The organism is Photobacterium galatheae (assembly GCF_000695255.1).
GTDB lineage: Bacteria > Pseudomonadota > Gammaproteobacteria > Enterobacterales > Vibrionaceae > Photobacterium > Photobacterium galatheae.
On record NZ_JMIB01000013.1, the window covers coordinates 64,828 to 85,522 of the forward strand.

Genomic DNA, 20,695 nt, shown 5'->3' on the forward strand with positions numbered 1-20,695 from the left:
GGTCTTAAGGCTGAGGTGCGCCCGGCTGCTTTGTTATTCTGTTGTTTGTATCGGTAAATAAATGGAAAATTTGGTCTGTCCGGGCCAGCTTGAAACTTCAATCTTGCCGTGGTGCTGGTCAATCAGATTCTGGGCGATCGACAGTCCCAGTCCGTTTCCGCCTTCGCGTCCGGTCACCATGGGATAAAACAGGGTGTCCTGAATATCAGCCGGAATACCGGGGCCGTTATCAATAATGTCGATTTTGGCCGCAATCCGGTGGCGCTGGCCGTGGATCATTGCCTGATGGGCGGTCCGGGTTTGCAGAATAATCACCCCTTCCCCTTGCTGACTCAGTGCCTGTGCCGCGTTGCTGACGATGTTGAGAATCGCTTGTTCAAGCTGCTCCGGGTCCATGCTGAAATCTGGCAGACTAGGGTCGTAGTCGCGCTGGATCTGCAACTGTTGTTCTCTGTGATCGAGCGACACCAGCTGGCGGACTTTCTCCAGCACAACATGGATATTGCCGACGGTTCGTACGCCCGGCTTTTGCGGCCCCAGCAGTCGGTCGACCAGATTCCGCAGTCGGTCCGCCTGCTCGATAATCATCTGGGTATATTCGGTGTAGCTGGGATCGGGCAGGGTTTTCTCCAGCAACTGTGCTGCGCCACGCAGTCCGCCGAGCGGGTTTTTGATCTCGTGTGCCAGCCCGCGCACCAGTTCCTTGGCTGCCTGTTGCTGGGCATGCTGACTGATTTCCTGACTGATCCGCCGTTGCTGATCGACGGCTTTCAGTTCAAGCAGGATCAGCACTTCCTTTTGCCAGCTGACTGGAGTGGCATTAATTTCCAGCGTGTGATGGCGACCGTCGATCACGAGAGTGACTTCGCCATCGGTCAGTCCCTGGCCGCTTTGAACGGTCGCCTGGATCAGGCTTAAATCCAGAGAACTGTGTTGAAGCAGATCCGGAAATCGGCTGCCCAGCAGGCGTCGTTGACTGCAGGACATCAGCTGCTCGGCGGCTGGATTGACATAGCGGATTTTCAGTGGCTCATCGAGCAGAATCACCGCGGTGACCAGATTGTTCAGGATCAATGGTGTAAAAGCGGCAGTCACAGTTTCATCCTTGTTGTTATGACCGGCCTAGCCCATGCGAGCGCAGACCGGATCGGTGCATTGCACTGTTTTGGTGCATTACAGTGTAGCGCGTCTGTCTATGCTTGTGCAGCACAAAGTCGGTGCACCCGGATGTTTTCCAGATGGATGCCTCTGAATCGGCAGAGCCAGTACTGAACAGCGCCCGGGAGACGGTGACTCGAATAGATAATGCAATAAGCTTGCCGTCTTTTGATTGTCGTATACCCCAGCCGCATCCATGCCAGGCATCACGGAAGGAACGATACAAAGAACGGTATCTGGCGGGAGGGTCATGATACGTTGCGCCAGTTGTGGGCAAAACGGTAGGGCGGTGGCGGGATGCACCATGAGGATGCATCGTCAGGGTACGAAGGGTCAGCTAGATTATGTCAGGACAGCAGACAGACAAAAGGCCTGCAGTGCAGGCCTTTGGGTTAGAATTCAGTGCACTGCTCTGGCTTATACAGAGTAGTACAGATCGAATTCCAGTGGGTGCGTTGACATGTTGATGCGTTCAACATCTTTTGACTTCAGGGCGATGTAGGAATCGATAAAGTCATCAGAGAATACGCCACCAGATGTCAGGAACTCACGGTCTTCATTCAGAGCAGCAAGCGCGATTTGCAGCGACTCTGCAACTTTTGGAATCTCAGCCGCTTCTTCCGCTGGCAGATCGTACAGATCTTTGTCCATCGCTTCGCCCGGATGGATCTTGTTCTTAATGCCGTCCAGACCGGCCATCAGCATGGCTGCAAAGCACAGGTATGGGTTCGCCGCAGGGTCAGCAAAACGAATTTCGATACGGCGTGCTTTCGGGCTTGGTACCACTGGGATACGAATGGACGCAGAACGGTTACGCGCGGAGTAAGCCAGCATGACCGGTGCTTCGAAGCCTGGAACCAGACGTTTGTACGAGTTGGTTGCCGGGTTTGCGAAGGCGTTGATGGCGCGTGCGTGTTTGATGATACCGCCGATGTAGTACAGGGCAGTTTCAGACAGACCGCCGTATTTGTCGCCGGCAAACAGGTTCTGGCCGTCTTTTGCCAGAGACTGGTGCACGTGCATACCAGAGCCGTTATCGCCAACCAATGGTTTCGGCATGAAGGTTGCTGTTTTACCGAATGCGTGTGCCACGTTGTGGACAACATACTTGTAGATCTGAATTTCGTCCGCTTTGGTGGTCAGGGTGTTGAAACGGGTTGCGATTTCGTTCTGACCCGCAGTTGCCACTTCGTGGTGGTGCGCTTCAACAACCAGGCCCATTTCTTCCATGATCAGACACATGGCAGAACGGATATCCTGAGAAGAGTCGACTGGTGCAACCGGGAAGTAACCGCCTTTCACGCCCGGACGGTGACCTTTGTTACCGCCTTCGACATCAGAACCTGTGTTCCAGGCCGCTTCGATGTCATCAATCTTGAAGAAAGAACCTGACATGTCGGTGGCGAATTTCACGTCGTCGAACAGGAAGAACTCTGGCTCTGGACCAACCAGAACGGTATCTGCGATGCCAGTGCTGCGCATATATTCTTCTGCACGCTTGGCAATTGAACGTGGGTCACGGTCGTAGCCTTGCATGGTAGCAGGTTCCAGGATGTCACAGCGGATGTTCAGCGTGGCATCTTCTGTAAATGGGTCCAGTACCGCGGTTGATGCGTCCGGCATCATCACCATGTCAGACTCGTTGATGCCTTTCCAGCCAGCGACCGAAGAGCCATCAAACATTTTACCGTCTTCAAAGAAGTCAGCGTCGATCTGATGAGCGGGGATAGAGATGTGTTGCTCTTTACCTTTGGTATCGGTAAAGCGTAGGTCAACAAATTTCACTTCGTTTTCCTGGATCAACGCAAGTACGTTTTCTACTGACATCTTAAGTAACCTCCGGTGTTAGATTTGGGCAACTGGCCGCAAAAAATATTTGGAAGGGAACAGTCATGTGCTCCGATACCAAGAACTTTGCGAAATCCATGCCAACTTTTTTAAGCCCCAAAATTGCCATCATTACGCCCTGTTATGGCGCTCAGTACTGAAAAACTTGGGCTTCCGTGCACTGATATGGTGAAAGTGTGCACCATGACGGTGCATTGGGCCACTTTCCTGCTTGGCGGACTTGCCAGACAAGCCGAGCCAAGATTCAGGCTATATTTAGTCCACACTGGTCAATTGTCAATCACTAGCGCTACTGATTGCATTCATGATAAATAGCCAGAGAAAAGAAGATTATCATGCAATCGGTTTAATTTGCTGTTTTTAATGATATTTTTGCGTTTAATCTTCATTGTGATGTCGGGTTGGTTCGGCTGCGATGATATAAATCACATAATTGCTGGGTTTTGACGTAAAATCTGGTAGATTATGAGCCGTTTTTTTAATCAGTGACTGCCTCGTGCACAGGTGGTCGCTACATCTGAGTGAATGCCAAATCCATGTCTAATCCACAGATCGATAAATTACGTAATATCGCAATCATTGCGCACGTAGACCACGGTAAAACCACCCTGGTAGATAAACTGCTACAGCAATCAGGTACTCTGGACTCCCGTGGCGGCGTTGAAGAACGCGTGATGGACTCCAACGATATCGAAAAAGAGCGTGGCATTACCATTCTGGCGAAGAACACCGCCATTAACTGGAATGATTACCGCATCAATATCGTGGACACCCCGGGACACGCCGACTTCGGTGGCGAAGTAGAGCGTATTATGTCGATGGTGGATTCCGTACTGCTGATCGTTGATGCAGTAGACGGCCCGATGCCACAGACCCGTTTTGTGACGCAGAAAGCGTTTGCGCATGGTCTGAAGCCAATCGTGGTGATCAACAAAATCGACCGTCCGGGCGCGCGTCCTGACTGGGTGATGGATCAGGTCTTTGACCTGTTTGACAACCTGGGTGCGAGCGACGAGCAACTGGACTTCCAGGTTGTTTATGCGTCAGCGCTGAACGGCTGGGCTTCTCGCGAAGAAGGTGAAACCGGCGAAAACATGGAACCGCTGTTCCAGGCGATCGTTGACAACGTGGCTCCGCCATCTGTTGACGTGGATGGCCCGCTGCAGATGCAAATCTCTCAGCTGGACTACAGCTCTTACGTGGGCGTCATCGGTGTTGCCCGTGTGACCCGTGGTTCTGTGAAACCAAACCAGCAAGTGACCATTATTGGTGCAGACGGCAAAACCCGTAACGGTAAAGTTGGTACTGTTATGGGTTACCTGGGTCTGGAGCGTCACGACATTGATCGTGCGACTGCAGGCGACATCATCGCGATCACCGGTCTGGGTGAGCTGAAAATCTCTGACACCATCTGTGACGTTAACGCCGTTGAAGCGCTGCCGGCACTGAGTGTCGATGAGCCAACCGTCACCATGACCTTCCAGGTAAACACCTCTCCGTTTGCCGGTAAAGAAGGTAAGTTCGTGACCTCCCGTAACATTCTGGAGCGTCTGCAGAAAGAGCTGGTCCACAACGTTGCGCTGCGTGTTGAAGAAACGGAAGACCCGGACAAATTCCGCGTCTCAGGTCGTGGTGAGCTTCACCTGTCGATTCTGATCGAAAACATGCGTCGTGAAGGCTTCGAGCTGGCGGTATCTCGTCCTGAAGTTATCATCAAAGAAGAAAACGGCCAGCTGATGGAACCGTTTGAAACTGTGACCATTGATGTGATGGAAGAGCATCAGGGCGGTATCATGGAGAAAATCGGCCTGCGTAAAGGTGAGCTGAAAGACATGGCACCGGATGGTAAAGGCCGTGTTCGTATGGACTTCATCATGCCGTCTCGCGGTCTGATCGGTTTCCAGACTGAGTTCATGACGCTGACCTCTGGTTCTGGCCTGATTTACCACACTTACGATCACTACGGTCCGCACAAAGGTGGCGAGATTGGTCAACGGATTAACGGTGTACTGATTGCAAACGCTGCGGGTAAAGCGCTGACGAATGCCCTGTTCAACCTGCAGGAGCGTGGTCGTCTGTTCATCGGTCACGGTGTGGAAGTTTACGAAGGTATGGTGATCGGTATTCACAGCCGTGACAATGACCTGACTGTAAACGCCCTGAAAGGGAAGCAGCTGACCAACGTTCGTGCATCCGGTACCGATGATGCACAGGTGCTGACGACACCAATTAAGTACACCCTGGAGCAGGCACTGGAATTCATCGATGACGATGAGCTGGTGGAAGTGACGCCAGAAAGCATCCGTATCCGTAAGAAACTGCTGACGGAAACTGATCGTAAGCGTGCAAGCCGCGGTGCGAAGTAAGTTTTGATTAAGTAAACGATGCTTTGGTGCGCCAGTGAATGTGGCGCACATGAAAAAAATCCCCCGTCTGGTTTACCCGGCGGGGGATTTTTTTATCGGTTCTGGTTGAGATTAACTGCTGTGATTGAGCTGGGCGACAAAGCGTTCCGACTCACTGATTGCTGTTCGCATATCGTTGATCGCACGCTGGATATCGCGTTCCAGTGAACGGAATTCGCCCTGCAGGGAGCCGATGGCCGCAGCATTCAGGTTATGTTTCAGGTACAGGCTGTTGTCACGCAGTGTATTGAGTACCGGTTTCATTTTCGCTTCTGCCCGATGCATGGCTGCCAGCATTTTCTGGTAGGAAGCCCGGGTTGTTTTCAGTTTTTTCTCGCTGTCACGACGCAGGGTCGCGCTGGAGTACAGACTCAGTTCTTCCTGCCATTCTTCGAACAGGGCATCGGCGACATCTTCGATTGCGGCGATTCGGTCACTGACTTTGTCTGCGGCGTCACTGCTGGCTTCGTACTGAGCATTGACGCGTTCATAGGTCGCTTCCAGTTCGCCGCCATTAAAATTGGTGAGCGACTGTAAGGCTTCCAGTGCCGAGGTAAATTGTTCTTGTGCATCCTGTTGTGCTTCGGTGGCGTCTTCCACCCGGTCGACCATAATATCGCGTTTATGAACCCCCACGGATTCCATGGCAGAATAATAGGCGCTCTGACAGCCGGACAGCAGGGTCAGACTCAGCAGCAGAACAAAAGCATATGGCATAGAAGGGCTCCTGACTGGCGATAGGGTTAAGTTGTGATTCTTTCCCGGACGCACTATGTTGTTGATATACCCAAACAACCTGACGGTGGCTTTGGTGCCTCCGGCTATTTTTCAATGCAAGATGCTGATTTAGAAAAGGGTTGTTTGATTCAGTGAACGAATAAAAGCAAAGATTCAATCAATATGCCAGATAAAAAAATCATACGAGGCCCGGGTTTGCGCCAGACGCTCACAGTCCTGTGGCATTTTGTGCAGTATTTGCACCGCCGTATCGGCCATGATCGCCTGACCGTGATTGCCGGCTCCATGGCCTATGTGACTTTGCTGTCACTGGTGCCACTGATCACTGTGGTGTTGTCAGCACTGTCGAGCTTTCCGGTGTTTGCTCCGCTGGGGGAACAATTACAGACCTTCGTTTTTGAAAATTTCGTGCCAACCGCCGGGGATGTGGTGCAAACCTATCTGAACCAGTTTGTGGCCAATGCCGGAAAAATGACGGCGGTGGGGATCGGCGCTCTGTTTGTGGTTGCCATTTTGCTGATTTCTGCCATTGATAAGTCGCTGAATTTTATTTTTCGGGTTCGCCAGCACCGTCGTCTGGTGATTTCTTTTTCGATTTACTGGATGGTGCTGACTCTGGGGCCAATTCTGGTTGGCTCCAGTCTGGCGATTAGCTCCTATCTGGGTTCTTTGAATATCATGGGCAGTGAAACCGCCAGCGGACTGGTGCGGCAATTGCTGCGCGGGCTGCCGGTGCTGATGTCAACGCTGGCATTTCTGGGGCTGTATATGCTGGTGCCAAACACCAAAGTCCGATTGCGCAATGCGCTGATCGGGGCGCTGATCGCGAGTGCCTTGTTTGAGCTGAGCAAGAAGGGCTTTGCCCTTTATATCACCAATTTTCCCTCCTATCAGGTGATCTATGGGGCACTGGCCGTGGTGCCGATTCTGTTCGTCTGGGTGTATTTGTGCTGGTGTATCGTGTTGCTGGGCGCGGAAATCACCGCCAGCCTCTGCGAGGAGCAGCACTGGATGAAGCGAGAGCATGCGGATCACATGCCGAAGAATCCGGATGAGAAAGCGGCTCCTCATTTGGCTTCAGTAGACAAAGTTCCAGACAAAACGGACAATTCCTCTTCTGAACATTGAAAACTGTAGGGGAAACAGAATGATTGCGCTCATACAACGGGTCAGCGAAGCCAGTGTGACGGTCGATGGCATCGTCACCGGGGCTATCGGTCAAGGATTGCTGGTATTGCTCGGCGTTGAAAAAGGGGATGATGAAGCCAAAGTCCGCCGCTTACGTGATAAGGTCTTGGGTTACCGGGTGTTTGAAGATGAAGCCGGTAAAATGAACCTGAATGTGCAGCAGGTCGGCGGCAGTGTGCTGGTGGTGTCGCAGTTTACTTTAGCTGCCGATACCAACAGCGGAATGCGGCCGAGTTTCTCGGCTGGGGCGAATCCAGCCGATGCAGAGCGCCTGTATCACGATTTCGTCAAAGCCTGCCAAGAGAAAGACATTCGGACTGAAACCGGGCGTTTTGCGGCCGATATGAAGGTCGCACTTCTGAATGATGGTCCTGTCACTTTCTGGTTACAGTGCTAGCCTGCACAAAAGCGCTGGGTTGGTGAATCCGTGCCATGATCACAGGATCATATCGGGTGCCGCTGTACAAATGGATTTGAATGATTGGAGAAAGATGGAATGTTTCGACTGATCACCCCGCAATCTGACGCGGAACTTGATCGTTATTTCGATTTTCGCTGGCAGATGCTGCGACAGCCCTGGCACATGCCTGTTGGCTCTGAGCGCGATGCGTATGATGCCCTCAGCTTCCATCGCATGATTGTGGATGATGACGGCCAGCCAGTAGCGATTGGACGACTGTATATGACCCCTGAAAATGACGGTCAGATCCGCTATATGGCTGTCCACCCGAATTATCGCAATAAAGGGATGGGTGGGCTGCTGTTGATGGCGCTGGAGTCATTGGCCCGACAAGAGGGCGCAAAACGGCTGGTCTGTAATGCCCGTGAGGAAGCGATTCGTTTTTATCAGATGAACGGTTTTGCCAATCAGGGAGAGCTGAGCGAAGAACGCGGGCCGGTGCGTCATCAGCAGATGCTGAAATATCTCGACCCATTAACAGAGGTGGTGCGTCATCCGGACTGGTGTCAGGAGCTGCAGGATGTCTGGCACTCACAGATTCCGATCAGTGACAAAATGGGCGTCAAGATCAGCCAGTACACCGGGTATCGTTTCGAAGTCAGTGCCCTGCTCAATGCCAATCTTAATCCGCGGGCGACCATGTTCGCCGGCAGTATCTTTACCATGGCGACACTGGCAGGCTGGGGCTTTCTGTGGATGCTGCTGAAAGAACGTCAGCTCAAGGCTGACATCATGCTGGTGGACAGCCGGATCCGTTATTCAGCGCCGGTCAAATCGAGACCCCGTGCTGTGACCGGGGTAGAAACCCTGACCGGCGATCTGGATCGCATCGCCAATGGCCGCAAAGGCCGGATGGTGGTGGAAGTTCAGGTGTTCAGTGATGAAACCCTGGCTGCGACTTTTACCGGGACTTATATGCTCTTCCGCTCACAGGATGACGATACGCTCGTCTCCTGCTGATGACTGTGCCAGCGCTTGGTGAGCTGCTGGCAGCCGTCACTGGCCTGTAACTCAACAGCACTGTCTGCCGGTGCCGCCAGATCCCACGCGCCCTGTAATTCTGCGTGTAGCTGCGGGCCTTGAAGGGCCAGAGGCTCAAGACTGATCCGGCCGCGATCAGCATGAATCGTCAGTGGACTCAGGGTGACAGGCATCAGGGGTTCGGTGCTGTCTGGGCTGGACGCGAAGCCGGTTGGTTGTTCGGTAGCTTGCCAGCGGGCCATGAGTGCGCTTTCTTGCTGGGTCAGCGATAGCTGACGGAAATTGGCTTCCAGTTGACCGTGGAGGCTGTATGCCAACCCGCGCTGGAATTGTCCCAGTCCGCTGGCTTGTGTCTGAATATCCATGGCGCCGAGCAGCGGGAGCGGCAGATTCAGCCAATGGCTGAGCATTTGCGGTGGCAGGCTGTCTCCGGAGAGCTTGAGCTGCCACGGCCAGCCCGCTTCGCCGAGTTGTATTTCGCCTTTGCCTTCCAGTATCCCGGCTTCAATGGGAAGTGTCAGGCGTGTCAGCTGCCAGTGTCCGGCCTGACTGCTCATGGTCAGCAACGGGTTACGAATCGTGATTTGGCGGATATTGGTAAATCCGGCACCCGCGGCAAATTCACCCTGCCAAAGGCCGGGTTGTCCTTCATGTAATAGCACCATGCCAGTCCCCTCCAGGTTGATATCGCTGAACTGAATGGGCAGCGGTGCATAAGTGCCGGTGAGCTGGCTGTAGCCGACTGATAGTTGATCCACGGTCAGCTCATTGAGCTGACGCCACCAGGTATCGACCTGCTGTTGTAGCGGGCTTTGAGGTGCCGCATTCCCCATGAGCCAGGCCTGAATGGCCTCTGGCATGACCCAGCGAATACCTTTCAGTTCCAACTGATGCAGCAACAGGGCATCCGGGGTCAGGGTTGCTTCAGTTCGCACATAGCCTTCCAGCAACCGGGCGGAAAATCCTTTGAGGCTGATTTGCCCTGGCGTGAGGTGTAATTCCGTTAACGGATTTTCCAGCATCAGATCGTGCCAGCGCAGGGTTTCAGCGCCCAGAGACAGTCGGGCGTCTTTCTGTTGCCACAGTGCTCCCGGCCATTGCCAGTTCTCCAGCGACAGACTGGCGTGGTTGACGCTGTATTGGCTGCGTTCCAGGCTGCCGTCGAGGATATCCAGTCGGCGCAGCTCAAGGCTGAGATCGGTCTGGCGGGCTTCTGAGGCCAGACTGAGCAGTGGCTCAAGCGGAAAATTTTCGTCGATTTGCAGGCCGTTGGCCGTGAGCTGGTGAACGATCAGGTGGTGTGTATCTGCTTCGAATTCAGCCTGCCCGTTGAAGTTTGCATTCAGCCAGTGAAAAGAAACGCCATAGAAGGTCCAGCCTTTGGAGGAATGTTCACCGTCGATCAGCAGTTTGTTCAGCGTTTGCTGTTGCCAGATCAGCTGATCGGCTGAAAGCTGGAAGTTGCCGCTGAAGTCTCCCCAATGCGCTTCACTGTTACGCCAGTTATCAATCTGCAAGCGGGCATTTTTCAGCTGGAGTTCCGGCAGGTCCAGGGTCAGGTTCGTCAGGGCCAGACGTTGTGTGCTTATCGTACCGCTTTCCAGCGGTAAATCAGACAGATGATTCAGCGTGAGTCCTTGAATGAGCAGGCTGTCAAAATGCCACCCTTTGCGGAAGAGTGATGTCGGGGACAACCAGAGGTCGATTCGTTCGGCCGTTTGTTCTGAATATCCCTGACGTTGCCAGCGAGGCTGGATCAGACGCAGATGACGGGGATCATCCTGAAGGGAATACTGGACCTCGGTGACTTGCAGCGTGGTGTCACTCAGGTGACTGACCAGAGTATTGACCAATAATGCGCTGTGACGGGTGTGCAGCAGAATGAATGCAATCGTGACTGCCATCAGCAGCAGAATAATCAGGCTAGCCAGAATTTTTGCGATAAAACGCATGCCGAACTCCATATCAGCCGCCAAACCACGTTTAGGCCGCTGCCGGGCAATCGGGCGGTGATGAAATTCCTGAGAAAACTGCATGGTAAGGTCGGTATCAAAAGAGTGACGGAAATGCGACGACTTGGCAAGAAATGCGGCTGGTTTTTGCTGGTTATTTAGCTTTTCATGAAGAAGTTCGTCTGAGTGTGTGATTGGTTCAGAGACAAAAAAGCCCTGCTGTGCAGGGCTTGTTCACTTTGGTGATTCATTAGTCGAGCTGAGGACCCGCAGCAACCAGGGCGGCCCCCTGTTCGTTGTCGGTATATTTCTCGAAGTTGTTGATGAAACGCTGTGCCAGATCATGTGCTTTCGCTTCCCAGTCGGCTGCGTCGGCATACGTATCGCGCGGATCCAGAATGTCCGGGTTCACGCCCGGCAGAGCAGTCGGCACGGTCAGGTTGAAAATCGGCACTTGCTTGGTGTCTGCAGATTCAATCGAGCCATCCAGAATCGCATCAATGATGGCACGGGTATCCTGAATGGAAATGCGTTTGCCTGTGCCGTTCCAGCCCGTGTTGACCAGATAGGCTTCTGCGCCAGCGGCTTCCATACGCTTGACCAGCACTTCTGCATATTGCGTCGGGTGCAGGCTCAGGAAAGCATTGCCGAAACACGCTGAGAAGGTTGGTGTGGGTTCAGTAATCCCGCGCTCTGTACCGGCCAGTTTGGCGGTAAAGCCAGACAGGAAGTGATACTTGGTCTGCTCTGGTGTCAGTTTGGACACTGGTGGCAGGACGCCGAATGCATCAGCAGAAAGGAAGATCACTTTATTGGCATGGCCGCCGCGAGAGACCGGCTTGACGATGTTATCGATGTGGTAGAGCGGGTAGGAGACGCGGGTGTTTTCTGTTTTGGAGCCATCATCAAAGTCGATGGTACTGTCCGGGCGAACCGTCACGTTTTCCAGCAGGGCGTCGCGGCGGATGGCGTTGTAGATATCGGGTTCCGCTTCTTTAGACAGCTTGATGGTTTTGGCGTAGCAGCCGCCTTCGAAGTTGAACACGCCGTTGTCGTCCCAGCCGTGCTCGTCATCCCCGATCAGTTTACGTTTCGGATCGGTCGACAGGGTGGTTTTCCCGGTGCCGGATAAGCCGAAGAAGACGGCAACATCACCGTTCTCACCCTGGTTGGCAGAACAGTGCATGGAGGCGATGCCCTGCAGTGGCAGGAAGTAGTTCATCATCGAGAACATACCTTTCTTCATCTCGCCGCCGTACCAGGTGCCGCCGATCAGCTGAACGCGCTCGGTCAGGTTGAACACGGTAAAGTTTTCCGAGTTCATGCCGTGCTGCTGCCATTGGTCGTTGGTGCACTTGGCACCGTTCATCACCACGAAGTCAGGCTTGAAGGTTGCCAGTTCTTCCTCGCTTGGGCGGATGAACATGTTCTTCACGAAATGCGCCTGCCAGGCGACTTCGGTGATGACGCGGATGCACAGACGCGTATCCGGGTTAGCACCACAGTAACCGTCGACGACAAACAAACGTTTGCCTGACAATTGGTTGGCAACCAGCGCTTTCAGATCCTGCCAGACTTCCTGCGTGATTGGTTTATTGTCGTTATTGCCCTGATCAGCCCACCACAAGGTATCGCGGGTGGTGTCATCTTTGACAATGTATTTGTCCTTTGGAGAGCGGCCGGTGAAGATACCGGTATCGACGGCAACAGCACCCAGCTCAGTCACTACGCCTTTTTCATAGCCTTCCAGCTCAGGCTTGGTTTCTTCTGCAAAAAGGACTTCGTAGCTCGGATTACGAAGGACTTCTTTCACGTTTTGGATGCCGTACTGGCTTAAATCCAGAGATTGGCTAACCTTTTGTTCTTCGGCGTGCACGACTGTCATCGGTGGCTCCTTGGGGGTAAGAGGGGTTATTGGCTGTCTTTTTTCACCCTGAAGTCAGGGAGGTAATTTTTATCGTAACCACATACAAAATGTGGAAATTGACTTGTGTTTTTATCTGTACCTAGACTAATTTTACCCTCTCAGGGAAGGATTATACCAGCGGTAAGCGATTAATATTACTTGCCAATTAAGCCGGGTGAAGCTGTATTTCCATTTCAGAAAGAAGTGGAAAAGTGTGCCTGAGTTAAAAAAAAAGCCAGCATCGCGCTGGCTTTTGTAATTTATTTTCAGTGTTAATAATTCCTGAAAATTAATGGAGCTGAGAATCGTCGCCTTCAGCCCCGGTTTCAAACAGGCTGGCTACATCAATGCTGTCAAAATCATAACTGGTACCACAGTAATCACAGTGCAGGGACAGTTTGCCATCTTCCTGCAAAATGCGTTCTATTTCAGCGCGATCCAACAGTTTGATGGCACCAGCACTGCGTTCGCGGGAGCAACCGCAGTGGAAAGCGACGGATTGAGGTTCAAACAGTTTCACTTTTTCCTGGTGATACAGGCGGTACAGCACATCTTCTGCCGTCAGGCCGAACAGCTCTTCATTTTTCACGGTACTGGTCAGTTGCTCCAGATGCTCAAAATCGCTGGCATCGCCTTTACCGTCCGGCAGGATTTGCAGCAGCATCCCAGCAGCTTTTTGCTGACCATCCAGTTCACCGGTCCGCAGCCAGATCCGGGTTGCCAGCTGTTCGGAATTGGCGAAATAGTTTTCCAGGCAGGCCGCCAGGCTGTCGCCTTCCAGTCCTACAACGCCCTGATAACGTTCGCCCTGGTTTGGCGTAATGGTAATGACCATGTGCCCTTTACCCATCAGGTCGTGAATGGTGCCATTGGCAGGGATGTCGCCATCCCAGCGCGCAACGCCGCGCATTTGCTGGTTGTGATCGCCGTTAATGACGGCCAGTTTCACCGGGCCGTCACCTTGCAGTTGTACCGTGATGGAACCTTCGAATTTCAGAGTAGCGGTCAGCAGGCTGGTGGCAACCAGCAGTTCACCCAGTAAGGTCTGCAGCGGCGCAGGGTAGTCTTTACTCTTAATAATGTGCTGGTAAGTGTCGTTCAATTGTACGAGTTCACCGCGCACAGAGACATCGTCGAACAGGTAACGGTAGAGATTATCGCTGGTCATGATTTGGTTTTCTCCGGCAATCAGGGCTAGTGATCGCTTTTAAACTTAAGTATATCGCGTCGCTGTTTCTTATCCGGACGTTTATCCGGATGCGGGTTGCTGTATGCGTTGAGTTTACGCATCTGGGCCTGTTGCTCACGCTGGGCAAGGCTGGCCTCGGTTTCCTGATACAGCGTTTGGGCTTCAGGAGCACCACGGCGTGTACCGGACACTTTGAGGATAGTGACCGTTTTTTCCTCATTGCCCTGCCGCAGTTTGATTTCGGCGCCGACTTCGACAAGTTTGCTGGGTTTGGAGCGCTGACCGTTATAGTGAACTTTTCCGCCATCGATCATATTCCGTGCGATCGAGCGGGTTTTATAAAAACGGGCAGCCCACAGCCACTTGTCTAGCCGCACATCAGATGTATCGGATTCGGAAGTTTGCCGGCTCATTTTCTGGCTCCTTACCCCAAATGGGCGCTAAAAATATCACATCGGAAAAGCTGCGTCAGCTTTACTAAATGGTGATGCCAGATCGCAAATTCAACAATCAATGGGAAATTGCTCACACGAAACGGCATTCTTATTGAATGAGTTATGTTTTTTCGGTGAGTGGGTTTGCTATATTAACCTGTCATGCAACAAGATGAGCTTTGGTGGGTATGCAAAATATTGCGTTTTTTGACAGGAACCTAAGCAAAGACTTGCTTGTCTTATTATTGATTACACAGAGTCACGAGGCAGAAACAATCAATGGATGTAGCTAGGGTAACAATGCAGTGGCGTCAGGCAGTTGCGGGCAAACGGATGCCATCCATGCAAACCCTGACCCGAATCGTGACCTGGTGGCTCGTGATTGTGCTGGCCTGGGTGCTGGGTCGTCTGCTGTGGTCTTTCCTGCAGCCGGTGGAAACCCCGCCAGTCTGGCAAGCACCTATCGTGAGTGTTACCGGGAGCAAACAGGAAGGATTTCAAGTCTCGGATATCACCAGTATGGAGCTGTTTGGCCGATACCGTGCCGACGCGCCGAAGGTGGTTCCACAGCAGCCAGTGAAACAGGATGCGCCGGAAACCAAACTGAATCTGACGTTGGTTGGGGTGGTGGCGAGCGACGATCCCAATACCAGCCTGGCAGTGATTACGAACCGGGGTAAACAGAATACCTATGGTCTGAATGAAGCGATTGACGGGACGCGTGCAACCTTGCAGGCCGTCTTTGCAGACCGGGTGATTATCCGCAATAACGGTCGGGATGAAACCCTGATGCTGGATGGCGTGAAGTTTGGTCAGGGCAATGCCCGTGCCGCAGCACCGTCTCCGGCTGTGCGTCCGACCCCGAGGTCTGAACCTACGGAGAGCGGAGGGGATGAGCTGGCGCAGATTAAACAGGAAATTCTGGAAAAACCGCAAAACCTTTTTTCTTACATCCGCCTATCACAAGTGAAGCAGGATGGAAATTTAATCGGCTATCGGGTCAATCCGGGGAAAAACCGGGTGCTGTTTGATGCCGTGGGGCTACAGCCAGATGATTTGGCGGTCAGCCTGAATGGCAACGATTTAAAAGACGAGGCCGTCATGGCACGACTGTGGACCGAGCTGTCTTCGGCCACGGAGCTCACGCTGACCGTAGAGCGAGATGGCCAGTTACATGACATATATATTGAGCTGCAATAGCAGCCTGAACACATTGCGTACATTCGCAGGAGTTAGTTGTGAAAAAATGGATGGGTAAGGGCACCCTGTGGCTGGCGGCCAGCCTGCTATCAGCTCCTTTGATGGCAAGCGAATTCAGCGCCAGTTTCAAAGGAACAGATATTCAAGAGTTTATTAATATCGTCGGACGGAACCTGCAAAAAACAATTATCGTCGATCCATCAGTCCGGGGGCAGGTGAATGTACGCAGTTATGATCTGCTCAATGATGAACAGTATTATCAGTTTTTCCTGAATGTGCTGGAAGTTTATGGGTTCGCTGTGGTCGAAATGGATAACGGCGTACTCAAAGTGATTCGGGATAAAGACGCAAAAACTTCTTCGATTCCCGTCGTCGACAGCAAGACACAGGCTCAGGGCGACGAAGTCGTGACCCGGGTTGTGGCGGTACGGAATGTGTCGGTGCGGGAACTTTCACCTTTGCTGCGTCAGCTGAACGACAATGCCGGTGCCGGTAACGTGGTGCACTATGACCCGGCCAACATCATTATGATCACCGGTCGTGCAGCCGTCGTGAATCGTCTGGCAGATATCATTGAGCGTGTTGACCGCGCAGGTGATAAAGAAATCGATGTGGTGGAGCTGAACAATGCCTCGGCAGCGGAAATGGTCCGGATTGTGGATGCGTTGAATAAATCAGCCGATTCAAAGTCCACGCCTGAATTCCTGCAACCGAAGCTGGTGGCGGATGAGCGAACTAATGCCGTGTTGCTGTCCGGAGATCCAAAGGTACGTGAACGTCTGAAACGTTTGATCCGTCAGCTGGATAAAGAAATGGCCAGTTCCGGTAACAACCGGGTGATTTATCTGAAATACGCCAATGCTGAAGATTTGGTGGATGTGTTAAAAGGCGTTTCAGATAACCTTCAGGCTGAAAAGCAGGGGAATGGAAAAGCGGCTGGCAATAACAAAAATGAAGTTATGATTTCGGCCCATGCCGATACCAATGCTCTGATCCTGACAGCCCCACCCGATATCATGCGCGCGCTGGAGAATATCATTGCGCAACTGGATATCCGCCGGGCACAGGTGCTGATTGAAGCCATGATTGTGGAGCTGTCTGAAGGGGCCGGGATTAACCTCGGGATTCAGTACGGTTCGAAAGAAAATGGTATCGTTCAGTTTGGTAACTCTAACGTACCAATTGGCCAGTACCTGATCGGTCTGGAAGAAGCGCAGGATACCACCCGAACCGAACAGCGTTTTGATAACAATAACAACCTGGTGGATGTTGAAGTGACCGAGAGCGGTGACTTTACCACACTGGGCCAGGTGCTTTCTGGCGCCAACGGTGCCGTGCTGGGCCTGATCATGGGCGACTGGACCATGCTGGTGAACGCGGTGGCCACGGATCGTGAATCAAATATTCTGTCTTCGCCAAGTATTACCGTGATGGATAACGGGGAAGCGTCATTCATCGTCGGTGAAGAAGTCCCGGTGGTGACCGGTTCAACGGCCAGCTCGAACAACGATAACCCATTCCAGACCGTTGAGCGGAAAGAAGTGGGGATTAAACTGAAAGTGACGCCTCAGATTAACGAAGGTGACTCGGTTCAGCTGAAAATTGAACAGGAAGTCTCCAACGTCCTGGGTGCCAATGGTGCCGTTGACGTTCGTTTTTCCAAGCGCCAGCTCACAACGTCCGTCTTGATCCAGGATGGTCAGATGATTGCACTGGGCGGCCTGATCCAGGATCAGTCGAACGAGAATGAATCAAAAATTCCGTTGCTGGGTGATATTCCGATCCTGGGCCATCTGTTTAAGTCCAACAATACCAGTAAGGGCCGCACAAACCTGATGGTCTTTATTAAACCGACCATCATTCGCGATGGGGTGACGGCTGATGGGATTACCCAGCGTAAGTACAACTACATCCGTGCTGAGCAACTTTACAAAGCGGATGAAGGTCTGCGCCTGATGCCAAACAGCAAGTCGCCTGTGTTGCCGAAATATGGTGATGATATTGCGCTGCCGGCTGAAGTACGGGCCTTTGTGTCCCGTCTGGAGGAGCAATAATGGATAACATGCACCCGACTGAACTGGTGCAGTTCCGTTTACCGTTTTCATTCGCCAAGCGTCATCAGGTGGTGCTGGAAGCGGGAGAGCAGGGCCGGGTGCTTTATCATGGCGGCCCGTTGAAAGCCGTGGTTTTGGCGGAAGTGCGTCGGGTTTGTGGCAGTAGTTTTCATGTGGAGCAGCTGGCACCTGAGGTGTTTGAGCAGCGGCTGACAGAAGCTTACCAGCGTGATTCATCGGAAGCCCGTCAGCTCATGGAAGATCTCGGTTCGGACAGTGATGACTTTTTTTCATTGGCCGAAGAGTTACCACAGACGGAAGACTTACTTGAGTCAGAAGACGATGCGCCGATTATTAAGCTAATCAACGCCATGCTGGCTGAGGCCATCAAGGAAGGCGCGTCCGATATTCATATAGAAACATTCGAAAAAGCGTTGTCGATCCGTTTCCGGGTCGATGGCGTGTTGCGTGAAGTCCTCAATCCAAGTCGTAAGCTGGCCCCATTGCTGGTGTCCCGGATTAAGGTCATGGCCCGTCTGGACATTGCCGAGAAGCGGGTGCCGCAGGACGGCCGGATTTCGCTTCGCATCGGTGGCCGGGCGGTGGATGTGCGGGTGTCTACCATGCCTTCCTCTCACGGTGAGCGAGTGGTACTGCGTCTGCTGGATAAGAATGCGACCCGGCTGGATTTGCACAGCCTGGGGATGACGCCTCGGATTCATGAGAGTTTCCAATATATTATTCAGCGTCCGCACGGGATTATTCTGGTGACCGGCCCGACGGGCTCGGGTAAGTCAACCACCCTGTATGCGGGCCTGCAGGAGCTGAACAGCTCAGAGCGGAATATCCTGACCGTTGAAGACCCGATTGAATTTGATATCGACGGAATCGGCCAGACACAGGTCAATACCAAAGTCGATATGACCTTTGCCCGCGGCCTGCGCGCTATCTTGCGTCAGGACCCGGATGTGGTGATGGTCGGTGAGATCCGTGATCTGGAAACAGCCTCGATTGCGGTTCAGGCCTCTCTGACAGGTCACATGGTGCTGTCAACGTTACACACTAATACCGCAGTCGGTGCCATTACTCGTCTGCGTGATATGGGGATTGAGCCTTTCCTGGTGTCATCCTCCCTGTTGGGGGTACTGGCGCAGCGCCTGGTACGTACCCTGTGTAAGGAATGCCGGAAGCCCTATCTGGCTGATAATGAACAGAAGAAACTCTTTGGTCTGCCTGAGTATGAATCTCTGACCCTTTACCACCCTGTGGGCTGCGAGCACTGTAATCATAAAGGTTACCGGGGCCGGACAGGTATTCATGAGTTGTTGCTGGTTGATGAGCAGGTGCAGGAACTGATCCATGCCGAAGCCGGTGAACAAGCTATTGAGAAGGTGGTCCGTCAGCATACACCGAGTATCCGTGATGATGGGCTTGCGAAAGTCCGTCAGGGGATCACGACGCTGGAAGAAGTAATGCGGGTCACCAGGGAGGGATAATGGCAGCGTTTGAATATAAAGCGCTGGATGCCAAAGGGCGCCAGAAGAAAGGGGTCATGGAGGCAGATACAGCGCGCCAGATCCGTCAGCAACTGCGAGAGCAGGGGCTGATTCCGGTAGAGGTCAGCCAGAGCCATGAAAGAGAAAAGCGCAAGGCCGGCGGTCGTCTGGTGCTGCGTCGCGGTATTAGCACCAATGAGCTGTCTTTGCTGACCCGGCAATTGGCCACCCTGGTTCAGGCCGGGATGCCGCTGGAAGAGTGTCTGCGAGCGGTTGCGGAACAAAGTGAGAAGGTTCGTCTCAAAAACATGATGCTGGCTGTGCGTTCCCGGGTTGTGGAAGGTTACACCCTGTCCGACAGTATGGCTGAGTTTCCGCATATCTTTGATCAGCTGTTTCGTGCCATGGTGGCGGCCGGCGAAAAATCCGGTCACCTGGATACCGTGCTGAACCGACTGGCCGATTACACGGAGAATCGTCAGAAGATGCGCAGTAAGCTGCAACAGGCGATGATCTACCCCACCATGTTGACGCTGGTGGCTGTTTCCGTGATTGCTTTCCTGCTGGCAACCGTTGTGCCAAAAATTGTTGATCAATTTGTTCATATGGGCCAGGAACTGCCGCAGATCACTCAGGTACTGCTGGCAGCGAGTCATTTTGTCCAGCACTGGGGAGTCCTGGTTGTTCTGGCAATCATGGCACTGATTATGGGAGTTCGGATGGCACTGCGCCGCCCTGATCTGCGCCTGAAATGGGATCAGCGTATGATGCGGGTGCCGGTGATCGGCAAAGTTGGCCGGGGTCTGAATACCTCCCGCTTTGCCCGGACACTGTCCATTTGTACCTCAAGCGCCATTCCTTTACTGGAAGGGATGAAGGTGGCAGCTCAGGTGATGACCAATACCTGGGTTAACCAACAAATCCTTGAAGCCGCAGATAAAGTGCGCGAGGGGGCTAGCCTTCGGGTTTCACTGGAGCAGACAAAACTGTTTCCGCCCATGATGCTGCATATGATCGCCAGTGGTGAGCGCAGTGGTGAGCTGGAGCAGATGCTGACCCGGGCTGCAGATAATCAGGACCGGGACTTTGAGTCACTGGTCAACATGGCACTGGGGGTGTTTGAGCCCTTGCTGATTGTAGTGATGGCCGGGATAGTAATGTTTATTGTCATTGCTACCCTGATGCCAATTATTGCCCTGAACAATATGGTGGGCATGTAGTTTTTCCTTTTGGAGGTTTTTGCAATGCAACGTCAACAACGCGGTTTTACTCTGCTGGAAGTCATGGTGGTTATCGTGATTCTCGGTGTTCTGGCCAGTCTGGTCGTACCGAACCTGTTGGGTAACAAAGAGAAAGCGGATCAGCAGAAAGTCGTGACCGATATCGGTGCACTGGAGCAGGCGCTGGATATGTACAAACTGGACAACAGTGTGTACCCGACCACAGATCAGGGGCTGCCAGCGCTGGTGAGTGCACCGTCATCGACACCGGAGCCTCGTAACTACCGTAACGGCGGTTACATCAAACGTTTACCGAAAGACCCTTGGGGCAACGATTACCAGTATGTGATGCCTGGCGAAAATGGCCCGGTGGATGTGTTCAGCCTGGGTGCTGACGGTCAGGAAGGCGGTGAAGGTGTGAATACCGATATCGGTAACTGGAACATGCTGGATTACCGTTAATTTC

At 52.9% G+C, this 20,695-nt stretch carries 16 protein-coding genes; 9 read left to right on the forward strand and 7 right to left on the reverse strand.

The genetic code is table 11. The features are described 5' to 3' along the window. Positions 1-33: 33 nt before the first annotated feature. Entirely contained in the window at positions 34-1,095 is a 1,062-nt protein-coding gene (gene glnL, locus EA58_RS07590; protein WP_036750995.1) for a nitrogen regulation protein NR(II), read from the reverse strand. Between the two features lie 480 nt (positions 1,096-1,575). Then, the gene (gene glnA, locus EA58_RS07595; RefSeq protein ID WP_036750997.1) at positions 1,576-2,985 is read right to left on the reverse strand and encodes a glutamate--ammonia ligase; all 1,410 of its coding nucleotides are present in this window, start codon (positions 2,983-2,985) and stop codon (positions 1,576-1,578) included. A gap of 557 nt (positions 2,986-3,542) precedes the next feature. On the opposite strand from glnA, the gene typA reads away from it, so the two are divergent. Next, positions 3,543-5,372 (forward strand): translational GTPase TypA, encoded by a 1,830-nt coding sequence (gene typA, locus EA58_RS07600; protein WP_036751000.1) that lies wholly within the window; start codon positions 3,543-3,545, stop codon positions 5,370-5,372. Between the two features lie 111 nt (positions 5,373-5,483). Here typA and EA58_RS07605 read toward each other — a convergent pair whose 3' ends face one another. After that, positions 5,484-6,128, reverse strand: a complete 645-nt coding sequence (locus EA58_RS07605; RefSeq protein ID WP_036751003.1) for a DUF2959 domain-containing protein — start codon at positions 6,126-6,128, stop codon at positions 5,484-5,486. 183 nt (positions 6,129-6,311) lie between these two features. On the opposite strand from EA58_RS07605, the gene EA58_RS07610 reads away from it, so the two are divergent. The 3 genes from EA58_RS07610 to EA58_RS07620 all read left to right on the forward strand — a co-directional run bounded on the left by EA58_RS07610 (position 6,312) and on the right by EA58_RS07620 (position 8,757). Continuing rightward, on the forward strand, positions 6,312-7,277 hold the full coding sequence (locus EA58_RS07610; RefSeq protein WP_051641943.1) for a virulence factor BrkB family protein: 966 nt from the start codon (positions 6,312-6,314) through the stop codon (positions 7,275-7,277). Positions 7,278-7,296: 19 nt separating this feature from the next. After that, positions 7,297-7,734, forward strand: coding sequence for a D-aminoacyl-tRNA deacylase (gene dtd / locus EA58_RS07615; protein WP_036751004.1), 438 nt, complete (start codon positions 7,297-7,299; stop codon positions 7,732-7,734). A gap of 99 nt (positions 7,735-7,833) precedes the next feature. After that, a complete protein-coding gene (locus EA58_RS07620; RefSeq protein ID WP_036751005.1) occupies positions 7,834-8,757 on the forward strand; it encodes a bifunctional GNAT family N-acetyltransferase/hotdog fold thioesterase in 924 nt (307 codons plus the stop codon). On the opposite strand, the gene EA58_RS07625 is transcribed toward EA58_RS07620, so the two are convergent. From EA58_RS07625 to hslR, 4 genes are all read right to left on the reverse strand, one after another. Next, positions 8,709-10,814, reverse strand: coding sequence for an AsmA family protein (locus tag EA58_RS07625; RefSeq protein WP_051641944.1), 2,106 nt, complete (start codon positions 10,812-10,814; stop codon positions 8,709-8,711). The two genes, EA58_RS07620 and EA58_RS07625, sit on opposite strands and share 49 nt — an antisense overlap. Positions 10,815-10,980: 166 nt before the next feature. Beyond that, the gene (gene pckA, locus EA58_RS07630) at positions 10,981-12,615 is read right to left on the reverse strand and encodes a phosphoenolpyruvate carboxykinase (ATP) (RefSeq protein WP_036751006.1); all 1,635 of its coding nucleotides are present in this window, start codon (positions 12,613-12,615) and stop codon (positions 10,981-10,983) included. 310 nt (positions 12,616-12,925) lie between these two features. Beyond that, positions 12,926-13,804: an Hsp33 family molecular chaperone HslO gene (hslO, locus tag EA58_RS07635; protein WP_036751008.1), complete on the reverse strand. Its 879-nt coding sequence runs from the start codon at positions 13,802-13,804 to the stop codon at positions 12,926-12,928. A 26-nt stretch (positions 13,805-13,830) separates the two neighbouring features. Next, a complete protein-coding gene (gene hslR / locus EA58_RS07640; protein WP_036751009.1) occupies positions 13,831-14,238 on the reverse strand; it encodes a ribosome-associated heat shock protein Hsp15 in 408 nt (135 codons plus the stop codon). A gap of 300 nt (positions 14,239-14,538) precedes the next feature. Between hslR and gspC the strand changes: the two genes are divergently transcribed. Genes gspC through gspG form a run of 5 tightly spaced genes read left to right on the forward strand, consistent with a single transcriptional unit; the run spans position 14,539 to position 20,691 of the window. Then, positions 14,539-15,459, forward strand: coding sequence for a type II secretion system protein GspC (gspC, locus tag EA58_RS07645; RefSeq protein ID WP_235199577.1), 921 nt, complete (start codon positions 14,539-14,541; stop codon positions 15,457-15,459). 38 nt (positions 15,460-15,497) lie between these two features. Beyond that, a complete protein-coding gene (gspD, locus tag EA58_RS07650; protein WP_036751014.1) occupies positions 15,498-17,513 on the forward strand; it encodes a type II secretion system secretin GspD in 2,016 nt (671 codons plus the stop codon). Positions 17,514-17,521: 8 nt separating this feature from the next. Then, on the forward strand, positions 17,522-19,009 hold the full coding sequence (gspE, locus tag EA58_RS07655) for a type II secretion system ATPase GspE (RefSeq protein WP_412177939.1): 1,488 nt from the start codon (positions 17,522-17,524) through the stop codon (positions 19,007-19,009). After that, positions 19,009-20,229, forward strand: coding sequence for a type II secretion system inner membrane protein GspF (gene gspF, locus EA58_RS07660; protein WP_036751018.1), 1,221 nt, complete (start codon positions 19,009-19,011; stop codon positions 20,227-20,229). The genes gspE and gspF overlap by 1 nt, the downstream gene beginning before the upstream one ends. Positions 20,230-20,253: 24 nt before the next feature. Beyond that, the gene (gene gspG, locus EA58_RS07665; protein ID WP_051641945.1) at positions 20,254-20,691 is read left to right on the forward strand and encodes a type II secretion system major pseudopilin GspG; all 438 of its coding nucleotides are present in this window, start codon (positions 20,254-20,256) and stop codon (positions 20,689-20,691) included. Positions 20,692-20,695: the final 4 nt, after the last annotated feature.

Bases quoted from the DNA above. Each gene is read 5' to 3' on its own strand.
- hslR (WP_036751009.1), bottom strand. From the start codon at position 14,238: ATGAGCCGGCAAACTTCCGAATCCGATACATCTGATGTGCGGCTAGAC.
- gspE (WP_412177939.1), top strand. From the start codon at position 17,522: ATGCACCCGACTGAACTGGTGCAGTTCCGTTTACCGTTTTCATTCGCC.
- gspC (WP_235199577.1), top strand. From the start codon at position 14,539: ATGGATGTAGCTAGGGTAACAATGCAGTGGCGTCAGGCAGTTGCGGGC.
- dtd (WP_036751004.1), top strand. From the start codon at position 7,297: ATGATTGCGCTCATACAACGGGTCAGCGAAGCCAGTGTGACGGTCGAT.
- EA58_RS07620 (WP_036751005.1), top strand. From the start codon at position 7,834: ATGTTTCGACTGATCACCCCGCAATCTGACGCGGAACTTGATCGTTAT.
- gspF (WP_036751018.1), top strand. From the start codon at position 19,009: ATGGCAGCGTTTGAATATAAAGCGCTGGATGCCAAAGGGCGCCAGAAG.
- gspG (WP_051641945.1), top strand. From the start codon at position 20,254: ATGCAACGTCAACAACGCGGTTTTACTCTGCTGGAAGTCATGGTGGTT.
- hslO (WP_036751008.1), bottom strand. From the start codon at position 13,804: ATGACCAGCGATAATCTCTACCGTTACCTGTTCGACGATGTCTCTGTG.
- EA58_RS07610 (WP_051641943.1), top strand. From the start codon at position 6,312: ATGCCAGATAAAAAAATCATACGAGGCCCGGGTTTGCGCCAGACGCTC.
- EA58_RS07625 (WP_051641944.1), bottom strand. From the start codon at position 10,814: ATGCAGTTTTCTCAGGAATTTCATCACCGCCCGATTGCCCGGCAGCGG.
- pckA (WP_036751006.1), bottom strand. From the start codon at position 12,615: ATGACAGTCGTGCACGCCGAAGAACAAAAGGTTAGCCAATCTCTGGAT.
- glnA (WP_036750997.1), bottom strand. From the start codon at position 2,985: ATGTCAGTAGAAAACGTACTTGCGTTGATCCAGGAAAACGAAGTGAAA.
- EA58_RS07605 (WP_036751003.1), bottom strand. From the start codon at position 6,128: ATGCCATATGCTTTTGTTCTGCTGCTGAGTCTGACCCTGCTGTCCGGC.
- typA (WP_036751000.1), top strand. From the start codon at position 3,543: ATGTCTAATCCACAGATCGATAAATTACGTAATATCGCAATCATTGCG.